This window comes from Ferrimonas sp. YIN67 (assembly GCF_057219095.1).
Genome location: NZ_JBXVVJ010000017.1, coordinates 1 through 14,347, shown reverse-complemented (window position 1 = coordinate 14,347; position 14,347 = coordinate 1). Strand labels below are relative to the sequence as shown.

Here is a 14,347-nt window from a genome sequence, read left to right as displayed (position 1 = left end):
GGTGGAGAGAAGGCACAATATGGGTCGTTAGCTCAGTTGGTAGAGCAGTTGGCTTTTAACCAATTGGTCGAAGGTTCGAATCCTTCACGACCCACCATCTATCCCCAGTAATACCAAGGCTTTCAGCCGAAGTCCCCGCTATCGCCAGAATCCCCATCTGCGATTCTCTGCAAGCAGAACGTTGCAGACCTGCAATTTGCCCCAAAAAAAGAGGGGCTGCACCATGGCAACCCCCCTTCGATTTGATTAATGTTCGTCAGGCAACAGCAAACGAAATGGTACTGAATCCGTAGCTATCTGCCGTCCAAGCTTGGGCTACGTTTTCCGGTTGAACATCTGAGCCCAGAGTCGATACCACTGGCACCGTCTTCAGGTACTTTTGTTCGACCACTTTGACTGCTGCGTTGCCTGCGGCCTTAGCGACTTCGTTAAGGTCGCGTTTTTCTTCATACAGCTCAGTGACAAACCAGCGCTTGTGCTCGTGCGATGACCACCACACATCCACAGGCTTATCCAGCTTCGCCCCGTTCTCACGCATACGACGCCACGCAGAGTCAAAGCCAGAGGTCTTGTAGCCCTGGCCATCACGACTAAGCACAAGGTACTCAGCATCACGGCGGCGCTGTGCAACCATCAACTCGTTGCCCCTGATGAACTGCTGCTTATGCAACTCGATTACACGGCGCAGCTCAGGACTCCATGCCTTGATTTGCTCGGTGCCGTTCTTGCTCTGCTTCACGTAGATCCCTTCGTCCCTCAAGTCTTCCAACTTGATCTCCAAACAGTCTGCAATCCGCAAGCCTGCGAAGGCACCCAGGATCATCACGATCTGGATGTTGACCGGGGCTATTGCATACACGTCCCAGAACTCGTCCCAGGTTAAACAACGTTCTGCGCGTTCTTCCTTGGCCGCCTTTTCTTCGGGGGTCATGTTGATCGGCGTAGTCATGGCGCTGTTGTTACTTTTGCACCAACCCTGCTGCATACCCATCTTGCAGAGCATCCCGATATAGGCCCGAACGTTTTTCGCTACATCGAAGCCTTTTTCGGTATGCAGTTCGTCGTACCACTTACCCAACTCAATGTGTGAAATCGTATCGGGATCCCGATACTGCCACTTGGGTTCGATATAGCAGTTGAGACAGGTTTGCATGTTGGCAACGGTTTTGGGGCTAACGGCTTTCAGCCCTTTCTGCGCACGTTCTGCATACAGCCTCATCAATTCTGCAAATGTGCGCTGGCCGGTCAGCTCTGCCTTCACCCGGTCGTACTCACGCTGTAACACAGCCCTTGTACAACCAACTTTGCAGACCTTCTGCGCTGGGATCCCACCTCCTGGCCGGTAATACCACCAATCCTTGATTTGGGAAACGCCACGCAATCCGGCGTTGATGCCTTGCTTTGATTTTGACATTACATTCCTCCATTCATGGGTCTGCACAGGTTCTGCAATGGCTCTGCAATTCTGCAAAGTCTCTGCAATATCGCCGTGCAGACCGCATGGTTACTGGGTTTTTAAAGAACTAAGCATTAAATCGGACGCCAAGCGCCGAGTTAACCGCATCCCAGGTTGTAGCGAAATGACCGTCTCGACCTTCGACAAACCGAATCCCATTACGCTCAAGGCAAGATTTCTGGGATGCAGGCTGAACATAACCAGTCAAATCAAAAAGATCACGCGATGATAACAACGTGTTGGTGATTGCGTGTTCCCCTTCGCCCAAAGATGCCTCGCCTAAGTCATTGCCCTGCAGTGAAATATTGGCCTTTGTTGCAGAGGTTTGCAGAGAGTCATTCATTCTGCAATTCCTCCATCGCAAAATTGACCTTTCGCAGAAGCTGGAATAACTCCCTGCTAAGGGACTGAAATGATTCCAGATCAGCTAAGGTCAAAGTCTTGTCGTCAAGCGGGGCAGGCTCAGGCTCTGATTTGTTCTTCTCGGCGTAGGGATCCTTACGACCTTCGAGCCAGGGCGGGAGCCACGCGCCAGTGGGTTTGTAGCGGCGACCCCTCTTGCAGCCCCAGTTGGTCTGTTCGAGCAAGCCATCCACGAGCAGGCCGAGGATAATCGACCGCGATCCAACGCAGGGCATTCCATACAGTGTCATAATCTCGGGGTAGGTGAGGTCTGGGCTCCAGTAGAATAGGGCCAGCACAGCTTCGAGGGGGCGATAGTCACCGTTCTCATCCAACAGAGTCTTATGAACATTATTGGCATGGGTTTTGTTTTTCCGTCCGCGATAGTGTCTGCCAATATTCATCCGATTTGCTCCTGCACAGGGCCAAAGGAACCCATCGAGCCACTCTCATCCGGTGAAGTGTTGACTGACATCGCAGGGGTGTAGACGTCGTTCGAACGTTCCGTATGGCAGTGGAACCCCTTGAGGTTGGCCTTGGTTTGTCCGCTCGATTTGACTGGATCCCGAGATCTCAACGCCAGACTACGGGTAAGGTGCGTATATTCGATCTGAGAGCTGGTTTCGGTGACAATCGCCCGCAGGGGCGCGTTTGGTGTTTGGCGCCCTCTGTGTCCTCTGAAGCCCCGGCACATGGGGTGAAAATAATCCCTGATGACGTTGTTTTTGAGTGGTTTAGCGGCGTAGAAAAAGGCGGTGCTCTCACGGAAGGTGACAGCTACGGACATCGGCCCTCCCTCCCAAATCGCGTAGACAAACGCTGACAGGAGGATTGCCATGATGATTTTAGGAAAAGACCCGGTGGTGCCAGAGGTCAATTTGTTCCACATACTCCAACAACGTCGATATAAAGTATGGGGGCTAAACCCGCTGCGAAATTTAATGTTTTTTGGGCTACTAATCTTGCTGTTTTTAAAGTCATAGCACTGATTGAATTCCCGGCATTTACTTTTGTTGGCACACGGGGGTAATGTCTCACTCGATGTAAGAACGATCATGGTTGTTTGCTCCAACTGTTTAAATTCTGCATCACGAGGCGGGTACTCGTGGGGACTTGTGCCCGCCTCTTCTTCTGCAAGACCTATGAAAACACTGATCGCTATATAGTCGCTACCAAAAAATATCCGTCAAAATAAATTCAAAGCATCCCTCTAAAAGCCAACAAAAAGCCAATAAACCCCCAGGCAAAAATCCTGAAATCCAACAAACTTTCCGCAAATCTGGATCTATTTGATTTTGCGCTTCGCCAGCCCATTGATCGCTTAATGTCATTTTTGGTTCAATTTAATTCCGTTGTTACCCCACCAGAACGGCGCTGAATTAGAATTGGAGCAAACAACAATGAAGAATAGTGATATGCAGAAATGGACGGTCAGGAGCCAAATGATCGCGCTAAATATCGATCCCAAAGCCAGCAACGCAGTCGATCAACTTTATGTTCAGCGCCGAAAAATGATCCGCGACGAAGGGCGTAAGGCTGGTTTGTCAGAGGAACAGATCAGCCAGGGCGTTTTGGAAATGTGCGCTCAGATTGGCTACTGAGGGGGTTGGCAATGAACACTGAAGCCGTTGAGGCAGCGCTCAATACAGACGTTAACAACCCCATTGCTAAGCTGCTGCTGGTGATGTTGGCCAGTTATGCTGATCAGCGCATGAGTTGTTTTCCCAATCAGGATGTGTTGGCCAAACGGTGCGGTTGTAGTCGCCGCGCGGTGATTGATCACATCAAGACGCTCGAAAAAATGGGGCACATTTCGGTCACCAAAAAGGCTGTCAATGCCATGGGATACAAGAGCAACAGGTATGATTTGCATATCACTTGTGAATCTTCTGATATTGAAGCATGTGAGCCTCCTGCACATAACTTGGAACTTAACGGCAATAAGGGTGCAGACAAGCCCAGTGAGTGTGAGCAAGTTGCGCCACAAGTAGCTCTTAATAATCTTAAAAAGAATAAAGAGCTTAGTGTGCAGGAGCTTCCAAAAGACCTGAACCAAACAGCATGGCGGGATTATATCGGTTTTCGGAAGCGGCTGAAGCTGAAGGCATTCGCTTATCCAGAACGGGCAGCAAACAAACTGATCAAATTGGCCGGTGGTGATCTCGAAACTCAACAGGCCATCGTTGACCAGTCGATTGAGAATAATTGGCAGGGATTATTTGAGCTGAAGAACAAACCCGGCCACAAACCCAACCTGGGGATCAATTCTAATGGGCCTGTAGCGCTCAGGAATGATCTTCTCGATAACTGGGAGGGCGGTGACACATGGTAGGGAATAAAATGGCTCCTGGGCCGATTGGGAGCGCCATGAATCTTGAGGCCGAATCTGCTGTGATCGGCTCCGTCATGCATGACCCCAGTTTGCTGCTGAAATTCGAACTGAAGCCCCAGCAATTCCAGTCAAGAACGCATCAGCAAATCTGGAAACAGATCTTGGATGCTCATGCTGATGGGATCAAAATTGATCTGGTTACTCTGCTGGATCACGCTGGCAGTGATGAACACTTGCTGCTGCTCAGTGACTATATGCGCAACACTCCGAGCGTAGTGAACGCCCCGGCTTACGCAAAGATTGTCGCTGATAACAGCCAACTCCGATCCCTGCATGGCGTCCTTACCGAAGCGCTTCAGGCTGTCGAGCAAGGCGACACTGAATGCGTCAATCAACTGCTCACCAACGTGTCGATGCTGTGTGACGGCGGCTCCTGGGATGGGACGTTATCCCATGGTGTAACCAAGCTGACAGACCAACTCACTGAGCTGAAGGACGGGCAAATTGCCGGGATGAAGTGGGGGGAGCTGGATTGCCTGTCTTCTGTGATGGGCGTGGTAAGGAACACCGATTTGGTTGTTGTCGCTGCAAGGCCAGCTATGGGCAAAACGGCATTTGCATTGAACTTGGTCCCTACAGACCAGCCAACCGGCATGATCTCAGGGGAGATGGATCGTTCCCAGGTGGCTGGCCGAATGGGAGCCATTCACAGCGGTTTTGATCTCTCTCTGCTGCGCAAAATGAAGATTACCGATCACCAATATCAAGCGAACATCAAAGCGGCCCACGGTGTCAGTGATGTGCCCCTGTTCATCTATGACAAACCAAATCCGGCCATATCTGAAATTCAGCGCATTGCGAGGCGATGGAAGTACGAGCATGGGATCAAGCTGCTCTTGGTTGATTACATCCAGTTGATCCGAGCTGACCGCAATTACGACGCTGACCACATGCGCGTGGGTGAGGTGGTCAAAGGGCTGAAGCAACTGGCCAGGGACTTAGAGATCCCGGTGGTGGCATTGGCCCAGGTGAATCGCTCCGTTGAAGCCCAGCCCAACAAACGCCCTGGCCCATACCAGATCAAAGATTCGGGGGTGATTGAGCAAGAAGCCGATCTGATCCTGACCCTCTATCGTGATCAGGTTTACGACTCAAACACTACGTGGACCTATCAAGTTGGCGAATGGAGTTATCCCGTTGCCGAGGCGATTGTGGGCAAAAACCGGCACGGATTTACCGGCACGATTTACCTGGGCTGGTCGCCAAAACAAACCCGGTTTTTCTCGTTAAGCCCAGCGCTCCAATCGGAATATCAATCGAAAGCCATGGCATCAGCCCCATCCAATGACCAAGGAGAGCGCCGCTATGCCAAGAACTAAGTCCAGCTACTTGGAAGATCTGTTTGCGCAGCAGCTCAAGGCTAGTGGGATCGAGTTCTACCAAGAGGCCATGCTGATCCCCAAGCGCCGCTTCCGAGCTGACTTCTTTATCCCCTCGGTTCGCCTTGTCGTTGAGATCGAAGGGGGGATCTGGCTGCGCTCAAAGGGAAGGCACACAAACCCCGTTGGTTACCAGCGCGACGTGGAGAAATACAACCTCTACGCCTTGCACAACTACAACCTGCTGCGCTTCACCACAGACCACGTTAAATCAGGAAAAGCGCTGGATGACACTCTGGCGTATATCGGCCAACTCATGGAGAAACGGCAATGCTTGAATCACTTCTCGCCTCTCTCAATGCGGGGACGCCTGCGCTTGATGACGTATCGGCATCGTCTGGAGGGGGACGCCAAGGCGCACGTTTTGAAAGTGCCTGTTATGCCCTAGCCCTGGTGCCAAACATCAACAGCACGGTCGTACTGGCTCTAACTGGCAGTGATCGTCACGTTGCGCAACTGGAGCGAACCCTGGCCAGCTTTGCCGTTTTGCACTGGAACCTAAAGACAGACGCCGAAGCTATGGCGATGGTGATCTGCGTCAATGCGGCTATTGATGACGCGACTGAGCAACGCCGATGCCCTACGTGCAAAGGCACAAAAGAACGGATTCTGAAGGGGGTTAAACAGGTATGTGATCGGTGTGCCGGTCTGGGCCGGGTGCTTGTTAAAGAGCGTCAACTTAGGCGGCAAATCGAGCGGGCTTCTGGGTTGAAGCTTACCCCAGATAAAGGGCGGGTTTGGATGTACTACTACGCCGAACTGTACCGCTTATTGATGGCGATCCAGTCCGCTGGATTCAGGCAAATTGTGGAGGCGGTACGTGGACAGGATAACTGAGGGACGGTGTTGTTATTGCTGGGGAATGGTGACGGATGGGGTTTGTGCTGACTGCCAAGCGGTCTTGATTGAGGGGGCACCCCCAACGCTACCAATGTTTGGCCCTAAGAAGATGTTTGTTTTCATCCCGCTCTGGTCACTGCTTGGCCAGCCGCTCGAAGACATAGACGTAAAGGAAGATCCCAAAGAGATTGCAGGAAAATTTGGTTTAATGATGGAGGCAAAACCATGACGGAGAATGTGGACCACGGCGCGGTTGCGTCGGATACGCTTGCTGATTTTGTTGGCAACTACAACAGATTTGTTGCCCAGGTTGAGGATCTGGAAGGCGAGGTGATGATCTTGCGCCAGACCAATGACGCATTGAGGATCCGTAACAAGGAGCTGGCAGATAAAACCGAAACCCTGGACGAAGAGAAGCGCCAGTTGCAAGAGGAATGCGACAAGCGGGGGGCCATCTGCCTTGCTGCTGAAAAGCAAGCGCACCAACTCACAGCGCTGAACGCTTCGCACCAGCGGGCACTCACTCAACTGGACGAGCTGAAGGCAAACGGGAAGGAGCTGCGCCGTTGCCGGGAGCAGGTTAAGCGACTGAAGGGCACCAATGAAAAGCTGCAAACCCGTTGTGGGAAGCTGGAGAAGGACGCCAAAGCATACCGGGCGGACGTTACACGCCTGGAAGATTTGCTTGGACAGAGCCGGATGACTGGGATCCTTGACCACGAGGGCGAACACCTTTTGATCTTCCCGATGCCCATAACCTCAACCCAGGAACACACGTACAAGAGCAAGCAAGTCCCGCTCTTATATCTCGACAGCAATGGCCATGGCCGGATGTTGTTTCTGGATCAGGAGGGGGATCTGAGCTGGCCCAATCACAAAGAGGTTGAGCCGAGTGACCATATCATTGAGATCGCGCGTTCGTGGTTGTACCGGGTCAACAAGGTTCAAGGTGGGTCGCTGACTCATGCGGATCTGATGGCAATTTCGTGAAACTGGTGTTTATGAGCGCAAAACGCATTCAATATCGAGAGTGACACGCTCTTACTCGTGCAAGGATACGGGATGGATTAACAACACGGAGGGAGTCATGGGGCAATCGAATGATTTTGGCAAGCTGATTTGCATCGTCATTTTGCTATGCCTGCTTTATCCCGTTTTGGCCTGAGCCTATGCCGGAAGGAAGCAAATGACCGGGCACTAAAAAGGGGAGCGCAATGCTCCCCTTCGTGCTTAGTGGTGGTGGTGATCTTTGGGGTGATGTTTATCCCACTGATCCCATGCCCAGGCCAAGCCAATCGTGATAGCAATGGCGGCAATGGCGCAGAGCAAGCCAGACACGCTTACATCAAACATTCGATAGCCTCCATCCAGTTAACCCTAGACCGCTGATCATACAGGATAGAATGATTTTTGCACTATCCCCCGTTTTCCCCGCTATCAGCGCAGCCAAACAGAGCAGGATCACACCTTTGATCAAGTCTAGGGCAAACGTCTTTTGGTTGGCTGTCATGCGCTTGCCTTGACTGGTTCGGCGCGCTTGGCCTTGCGGCCTTTCAGTTTCACATCCATCACCAGACTTTGCGCCTTGGCCAAACACTCAGCTAGGGCGTTTTGGAAATGTGCGCTCAGATTGGCTACTGAGGGGGTTGGCAATGAACACTGAAGCCGTTGAGGCAGCGTTTGAAATGACTGTCGGCAACCCGATGAGGAAGCTGGTCCTGTTGGCTCTGGCTGAGCATTGTGATGAGGATTTTTGCTCATTTCCGAGTCAGGCATATTTGGCCGGGCGCTGTGAATGTAGTCATCGTGCGGAGATGGATCACATCAAGGTTTTGCAGGAAATGGGGATCGTCACTGTTACCCAAAACGTCAAAAAATCTGGCTGATATAAGCACAACGTCTACGTCCTGAATATCCCCCACCATGTGAACGAGACGCACCAACCTGTGCAGGATATTCCCTGTGAACGTAATGCGCACGATGAGGCAGGAAACTCACACAAGGGTGAGTTAATTGCCCCTAACGGGGAGCCAGGTGATCACAACCATAAGAGAGTTATTAATAAAGATATTATTAAGAATAAAACTAATAAGGTTGTGGGCAGTTCCCGCACACAGCAGTGCAAATTGCCTGATGGACTGAACCAAACAGCATAGCGGGATTACATCGGTTTTCGGAAGCGGCTGAAGCTGAAGGCATTCGCTTATCCAGAACGGGCAGCAAACAAACTGATCAAATTGGCCGGTGGTGATCTCGAAACTCAACAGGCCATCGTTGACCAGTCGATTGAGAATAATTGGCAGGGATTATTTGAGCTGAAAACAAGCGCGAGGCAGAAATCCGCACAGCAAATCCACTCTAACGGGCCTAAACCGCGCAGCAATCCACTTTTTGAGAACATGGAGTGGATGGCGCATGGTAGAGAATAAAATGGCTCCTGGGGCGATTGGGAGCGCCGTAGTCATTGAAAGCCGAATTGATAAAATTATGCATGATCCGGGCCCAGTGGATGGCCTGGGGATCTATCCTCGCCGTGTCGTTGGCCATGGTGTTTCGTGCTCACTTTCTTGTTGATTTCGAGATGGTCGATGCGTGAGTGAAGGGAGTGCTGATGGTAACCGGGTTCTGGGACTCCCTCTTGTCAGCTAATTTGGTATCTCGAATTGTTGACGTTCTGTTTGAATCCGGCATTTGACCCCAGAGAATCCACTATATTGAGCGCACAGGATGCTGGGATGGCTCAGAAGGGATCGCAGGATAGGGGGGAGGGGGAGGGTGCAACGAGGGAGACCCCCACCCCCTAGTCATAAATCCCTCTTAGAGTTCTCCCAATTTTTTGACGTTTTATGGGATTCGGCGTGCGTTTTGCGCTGGGAACCGTCGATCCAGGAGCTGAATCGACGGGTTCTGTCGGGCTGATATGGGGATTGGTGTTGGTGTCACTGACGGTTGGGGCCGTACTGGACAATGGGGCGTGGCTCGTGGGGGAAAAAAACGGGAACAATGATTTAGTTACAGTGCGTTTGGTCTCAGTTTGACGCTAGGTTAGCAGCGAAAGGGCTGGTAACCTGAGTTCCAATTTTCCCATTCCGGCACGGACGGCCATGTTGTCGAAGAACCCATCCGATATGAATGCCAATACCTCCTCTTTAGCGGGCCTGGTCTGGTCTGTCGCTGATCTGCTGCCGGTGACTTTAAACAGTTCAATACGGGCGCATCATCCTGCCTTTTACGGTTTTGAGCCGTCTGGAGTGTGTTCTTGCGCCGTCCAAGGACAAGGTGCTGGCGATGGTCGAAACGACTAAGGCAATGCCGGATGAGGCCGCTGATAAGCTGCTGCTCAATGCGGCGGGTCAGGCGTTCTACAACACCTCCAAGCTGAATATGGCAAAGCTGGGCGAGACCCAGATCTGGGACAACCTCGACGCCTATGTCCGTGGTTTCTCCAAGGATGCGCGGGAGATCTTCGAGCACTTCAATTTCGAATCCAGCCTCACCAAACTGGACGAGGCCGATCTGCTCTACAAGGTGGCGAAAAAGTTTGCCCACTTCGATCTCTCCCCTGAGGCGGTGGACAACTACCACATGGGTCTGGTGTTTGAAGACTTGATCCGCCGTTTCGCCGAAAGCAGCAACGAGACCGCCGGGAAACACTTTACCCCGCGCGACATTGTGCGCCTGACCACCTCCTTGGTGTTTGCCACCGACGACGATGCGTTGACCCAGCCGGGCATTATCCGCTCTATCTACGATCCCACCGCAGGCACAGGTGGCTTCCTCTCCTGTGGCATGGAATACCTGCATGAGCTGAACGAGAACGCTGTGCTGCGTACCTTCGGTCAGGAGTTGAACCCTAAGTCTTACGCCATCTGTAAGGCGGATATGCTGATCAAGGGGCAGGACATCAGCAACGTGAAACTGGGCATGTCTAACGACCAACTGCGCAACAACCGCTTCGACTACAGCCTATCTAACCCGCCGTTCGGGGTGGACTGGAAGAAGATTGAGAAAACCGTCTAGGACGAGCACAAGCTGCAGGGCTTCGATGGCCGCTTTGGGCCGGATCTGCCTCGGGTGTCTGATGGCTCCCTGTTGTTCCTGATGCACCTGAACAGCAAGATGCAACAACCCAGTGCAGAGACCGCCGGTTCCCGTATTGGCACCATCTTGAACGGCTCACCGTTGTTTACCAATGGTCGGTCGGCATATCACGCCGAGGTTGAACAGGAGTATCGTGATATGTTTTTGAACCATGTAAAGGGCAGGGCATGAAACTGATTAAATGGATTAGGGCGAAGGTTACTGGCCATGCACTGAGTTAGAATAGGCCGATGTCCGCTTCAGAGACATTCGATGTCGCTTCTCCTAGTTCGAATCTGGATGATGGCATGTATGGGCCAGGCAAGCCCTTTCGCACCCGCAAGGAATTTATGCATTGGTATCAAGAGTGGGCCAAGCAATTTGCTGAAGAGCAGGCGCGGCAGTACAAGGAAACCGGTGAAATCATGCTCGAACCCCACCTTCCCATAAACTTTCGATTCTTTCGAGACTGAGATGATTCAACGTAAATTCTATGTTCCTGATGACTCCTCGAAAGGACAGCGTTCGTGACTAAATGAGTAAATACGATGTTGTTGCCATCGGCTGGGATGTGGGCGGCTGGCAGGGAAATAAGCAGGCTGTCGCAGTGGTTGGGTGGCGTAAAGGAGATAGCAAGGCGACTTGGATCGGGATCAGCTCTGCGTTTTCGCTGTCTCAGCGTTCGGTTGTGTCCCTTGATGGTCTGCTTGCTCCGGCTGGCGTTCCTGTCGATGTCCTCAATGGCGCTCAGTCCGTGACCATCGGTGTTGATGCTCCTTTGGCTTACCCTCTCGCTTTCCGGCGACTTTTGGATGGCGAAGCCGTTCTTGATAGGGCTCCTCGGTCTGAGATAGAGAACGTGTTGGCTTACCGAGATTGTGAGCGTTGGGTGCATCGTAACTTTGGTAAGAAACCAATGTCTCCGGTATTTGATCGACTCGGGAATAATGCCACCGTTGCCCTGTCGGTTTGTCATTCACTTCGTGAGCAAGGCTTCGCCGTCCTGCCCCAGGATCAGGTTGAGGCAGATCGCGCCGTTATCGAGGTCTATCCCGCCCTCTTGAAAAGTGGCCTAGAGACGGCCTCAAAGGTAAAATCCACGCTCTTTCCACACCTGCCGGATTCCATGCCAGAGACTGGGGATAGTTATGATGCGATATTGGCGGCATTGGTAGCGCTCAGTCATGCGATGAAGACGGCTGGACACCCAGCGGTGCTGGGCTTACCTCGACTGCTGGAACCTGAGCCGGGATATGACTCCAAAGAGGGTTGGATATACGCACTGGATAGCGGCAGAGTCTCCCCAGGCAAGACGGTGGCATCAGAACCGACCACCTATAAGCTGAGTCATCAAGGGCTGGGAGAGTGGCGCAGTGGTACATCCGCAAGTACCCAGATTGGATACCTCAATCGCAATCATCAGCGAGTTGCCGGAACCCGAGGCGTTGCGGGTACAGATCATGGCCAGTTGGCTTATGAAGCCGTGTGCGAGATCTGTGGCTGTCGTTACGGTGTCAATGGGACAAGCCTGTTTCAGTGCAAGTGCCCGTCTTGTCAGCAAGGCCGAGCGAATATTCCATATTGATCCAAACCTCCTTTGCCCCTTTTTTTGATTCTGAATTACCTGGCTAATGCTGCTCTGTACAGTGATTCGATTAGGGTATATATCAGGCGAACCATGCCCCCCTTGAGTGTGGCCAGTTCGATAAATTTGCATTGCTACCCAAATCGAACCATAAATAAGAAACTACTCAAAGCGAACCAGGAAGGGATCCATGACTAATCGGATAGTCCGCGCTTACCTACGGGCCAGTACTGATGATCAGAATGCTGAACGGGCCAAAGGAGAGCTACAGAGGCTGGCAAAGTTAGAAGGCTTTCGCATCGGCAGTTACTACATAGAGAACCGGTCCGGCACTAAAGTTGACAGGCCGGAGCTGAATCGGCTTATCACCGACTGCGAATCCGGCGACGTGCTGCTGGTGGAGAAGGTGGATCGTTTAACGCGGTTGCCCTATGAGCAGTGGAAGGCACTTCGGCTCCGCTTGGATACCGCTGAGATACGCATAATGGTGGCCGATCAGCCTATGACCTATAGCGCTGTACGGCAAGGGGAGAGTGAGGGCTTTATTACCCGTCTACTGACCGACTTCATGTTGGACTTGGCTGCTGGTATGGCTAGGGATGAGTACGAGACCCGCAGGAAGCGTCAGAAACAGGGCATAGAGGTCGCCAAAGCCCAAGGCAAATATAAAGGCAGGCGGGTTAATCAAAAGCTCCATGATGATATTAGGACGCTTCTGACGAATGGAGTGAGTTGGTCTGAGATCCAGCGGATTACCGGGTGTTCTAGAAGTACAATTAGTCGCGTCAGAACCGGTTAATCAAGCTTGGGGTATTCGAGGCTACCGATTAACGATAGCCTCGGCATAACTCGTCATCTTGTTGATATGGAGATTGCTAACCACTCGCCGCTGGGATCAAAGCTTGTCACTCGGATCTGACGTAGTACCAGCCTAACCGACTAAAGCACATATCGTGAACTGCCTTTTGGTCCTTGGCTGACTGCACAGTCCGATACCCCTGCTCAAGACTCTGGGCAGGGGAGGGGGTTTGAATCGTGTTGAGCTGGATCGGCAAGTGACCTATGTTGCCGTAAGTTTGGGTTTGACTGGTGTTGGCAGACAGTCTAGGCATCGGGGAAACCCCGCGAGCAACCGCCCAACAATAATTGTTATCTCGGTCGAATAGGGCTTGGCTCTCGACTGGAGTACGATCAAGGTATTGGTCGTTTCGATAAATGTGCTGAACGCAACCTGACAGGCCAACTATGACTGCCAGTAATATGATCCTTTTCATTGTGTCCCTCCGTGGTTGATTTCTACCCGCTTACGTTTACCAAGCGAATGTCACTCAATCAAGTCATGATCGTTATGTCATGTTAATGTCGGTCTTTATCTGAAAGGGGGAGTGATGGAAGGACCGTGGCAGGCGGCAGAGAATTTGCAGATTTTGAGCTGATGGTGAAAAAGCTGGATACCTATATTCTGCCTCGCCACAAAAGCCAGGGGGTCATCATTGTTCCGGCAATGCCCGTGGCGTTGACAAACTTGCAGAGCGCTATGCAGAAATGCGCGGGATCCCTGTAGAGCGTTATCCTGTTGACTGGGATAAGCACGGCAAAAAGGCTGGCCCGATCCGCAATCAGTTTATGGCCAACATCGCCCAGGCAGTCGTGGTGTTTTGGGATGGGGAGAGCAGGGGGACACAGCACATGCTTGGGCTGGCTAAGCGGATGGGGTTGCCACTCAAGGTTGTTCGCTTCTAACCACCTTGATTGCGTCACTTTTTACCCAATCCGTATCGACTTTAATCATGTTGGGTGCGTAGCGTTCAGTTAGGTCACGGTTTTGCAATTTTGGGTTGACGAGTTGCAGAGTCGGTCCCATAATGCGCCCCGTCTTCGGCACTGACTGAAGACAACAAGGGGTTGGGCGGTTCGCCTTATCTCTTTGCAGAGCGTCTGCAAATATCAACAGGTATTTAACAGAGGCTGTTGCAGAAGGGTAGGTTGAGTGGAAGCTGAAGTTTCTGCAAATACTGACCCTAAAGTTACCCAGAAATAACCCTGTTCCATGGGGGTTACGGCGGTAACGAAAAGTGGGAGTGTAGTGAAATCAACGACTTACGGTTAAAGCGAATTGGCTTTTAACCAATTGGTCGAAGGTTCGAATCCTTCACGACCCACCACTTCTTTCCACGGTTTGTGGATGGAAGGCGTAACACCACAATATGGGT

16 protein-coding genes, 1 tRNA gene and 2 pseudogenes are annotated in these 14,347 nt (G+C 51.9%); 13 read left to right on the top strand and 6 right to left on the bottom strand.

The genetic code is table 11. The features are described from left to right. Positions 1-21 precede the first annotated feature (21 nt). A tRNA-Lys gene (locus tag AC2D8U_RS20885) sits at positions 22-97 on the top strand. 159 nt (positions 98-256) lie between these two features. On the opposite strand, the gene AC2D8U_RS20880 is transcribed toward AC2D8U_RS20885, so the two are convergent. The 5 genes from AC2D8U_RS20880 to AC2D8U_RS20860 all read right to left on the bottom strand — a co-directional run bounded on the left by AC2D8U_RS20880 (position 257) and on the right by AC2D8U_RS20860 (position 3,189). Next, positions 257-1,414, bottom strand: a complete 1,158-nt coding sequence (locus AC2D8U_RS20880) for a tyrosine-type recombinase/integrase (protein WP_484621007.1) — start codon at positions 1,412-1,414, stop codon at positions 257-259. Between the two features lie 109 nt (positions 1,415-1,523). After that, the gene (locus tag AC2D8U_RS20875) at positions 1,524-1,799 is read right to left on the bottom strand and encodes a DUF4224 domain-containing protein (protein ID WP_484621006.1); all 276 of its coding nucleotides are present in this window, start codon (positions 1,797-1,799) and stop codon (positions 1,524-1,526) included. Further along, positions 1,792-2,262 (bottom strand): hypothetical protein, encoded by a 471-nt coding sequence (locus AC2D8U_RS20870; protein WP_484621005.1) that lies wholly within the window; start codon positions 2,260-2,262, stop codon positions 1,792-1,794. Before AC2D8U_RS20870 ends, AC2D8U_RS20875 begins: the two co-directional genes overlap by 8 nt. Next, positions 2,259-2,645: a hypothetical protein gene (locus AC2D8U_RS20865; protein ID WP_484621004.1), complete on the bottom strand. Its 387-nt coding sequence runs from the start codon at positions 2,643-2,645 to the stop codon at positions 2,259-2,261. Before AC2D8U_RS20865 ends, AC2D8U_RS20870 begins: the two co-directional genes overlap by 4 nt. 382 nt (positions 2,646-3,027) lie before the next feature. Continuing rightward, entirely contained in the window at positions 3,028-3,189 is a 162-nt protein-coding gene (locus AC2D8U_RS20860; protein ID WP_484621003.1) for a hypothetical protein, read from the bottom strand. A 69-nt stretch (positions 3,190-3,258) separates the two neighbouring features. On the opposite strand from AC2D8U_RS20860, the gene AC2D8U_RS20855 reads away from it, so the two are divergent. The 6 genes from AC2D8U_RS20855 to AC2D8U_RS20830 all read left to right on the top strand — a co-directional run bounded on the left by AC2D8U_RS20855 (position 3,259) and on the right by AC2D8U_RS20830 (position 7,459). Then, positions 3,259-3,459 (top strand): hypothetical protein, encoded by a 201-nt coding sequence (locus AC2D8U_RS20855; RefSeq protein WP_484621002.1) that lies wholly within the window; start codon positions 3,259-3,261, stop codon positions 3,457-3,459. 11 nt (positions 3,460-3,470) lie between these two features. Further along, positions 3,471-4,190, top strand: a complete 720-nt coding sequence (locus AC2D8U_RS20850) for a helix-turn-helix domain-containing protein (protein ID WP_484621001.1) — start codon at positions 3,471-3,473, stop codon at positions 4,188-4,190. 35 nt (positions 4,191-4,225) lie between these two features. Further along, positions 4,226-5,569 (top strand): replicative DNA helicase, encoded by a 1,344-nt coding sequence (locus AC2D8U_RS20845; RefSeq protein ID WP_484621000.1) that lies wholly within the window; start codon positions 4,226-4,228, stop codon positions 5,567-5,569. After that, on the top strand, positions 5,556-6,017 hold the full coding sequence (locus tag AC2D8U_RS20840) for a hypothetical protein (protein WP_484620999.1): 462 nt from the start codon (positions 5,556-5,558) through the stop codon (positions 6,015-6,017). Before AC2D8U_RS20845 ends, AC2D8U_RS20840 begins: the two co-directional genes overlap by 14 nt. After that, positions 5,900-6,466: a hypothetical protein gene (locus AC2D8U_RS20835; protein WP_484620998.1), complete on the top strand. Its 567-nt coding sequence runs from the start codon at positions 5,900-5,902 to the stop codon at positions 6,464-6,466. The genes AC2D8U_RS20840 and AC2D8U_RS20835 overlap by 118 nt, the downstream gene beginning before the upstream one ends. A 228-nt stretch (positions 6,467-6,694) precedes the next feature. Next, a complete protein-coding gene (locus AC2D8U_RS20830) occupies positions 6,695-7,459 on the top strand; it encodes a hypothetical protein (RefSeq protein ID WP_484620997.1) in 765 nt (254 codons plus the stop codon). 240 nt (positions 7,460-7,699) lie between these two features. On the opposite strand, the gene AC2D8U_RS20825 is transcribed toward AC2D8U_RS20830, so the two are convergent. Then, positions 7,700-7,822: a hypothetical protein gene (locus AC2D8U_RS20825; RefSeq protein WP_484620996.1), complete on the bottom strand. Its 123-nt coding sequence runs from the start codon at positions 7,820-7,822 to the stop codon at positions 7,700-7,702. Positions 7,823-8,121: 299 nt separating this feature from the next. On the opposite strand from AC2D8U_RS20825, the gene AC2D8U_RS20820 reads away from it, so the two are divergent. From AC2D8U_RS20820 to AC2D8U_RS20795, 6 genes and pseudogenes are all read left to right on the top strand, one after another. Further along, on the top strand, positions 8,122-8,355 hold the full coding sequence (locus tag AC2D8U_RS20820; protein WP_484620995.1) for a helix-turn-helix domain-containing protein: 234 nt from the start codon (positions 8,122-8,124) through the stop codon (positions 8,353-8,355). A gap of 1,242 nt (positions 8,356-9,597) precedes the next feature. Further along, positions 9,598-10,696: pseudogene (locus AC2D8U_RS20815) on the top strand (type I restriction-modification system subunit M); the annotation flags it as partial. A 104-nt stretch (positions 10,697-10,800) separates the two neighbouring features. Next, positions 10,801-11,022 carry a hypothetical protein gene (locus tag AC2D8U_RS20810; RefSeq protein WP_484620994.1) on the top strand — a complete coding sequence of 74 codons (222 nt, stop codon included), beginning with the start codon at positions 10,801-10,803 and terminating at the stop codon, positions 11,020-11,022. Between the two features lie 62 nt (positions 11,023-11,084). Continuing rightward, the gene (locus AC2D8U_RS20805; RefSeq protein ID WP_484620993.1) at positions 11,085-12,134 is read left to right on the top strand and encodes a hypothetical protein; all 1,050 of its coding nucleotides are present in this window, start codon (positions 11,085-11,087) and stop codon (positions 12,132-12,134) included. A gap of 190 nt (positions 12,135-12,324) precedes the next feature. Then, entirely contained in the window at positions 12,325-12,933 is a 609-nt protein-coding gene (locus AC2D8U_RS20800) for a recombinase family protein (protein WP_484620992.1), read from the top strand. Between the two features lie 707 nt (positions 12,934-13,640). Then, positions 13,641-13,877 (top strand): annotated as a pseudogene (locus AC2D8U_RS20795) (SLOG family protein); the annotation flags it as partial. Positions 13,878-14,347 lie beyond the last annotated feature (470 nt).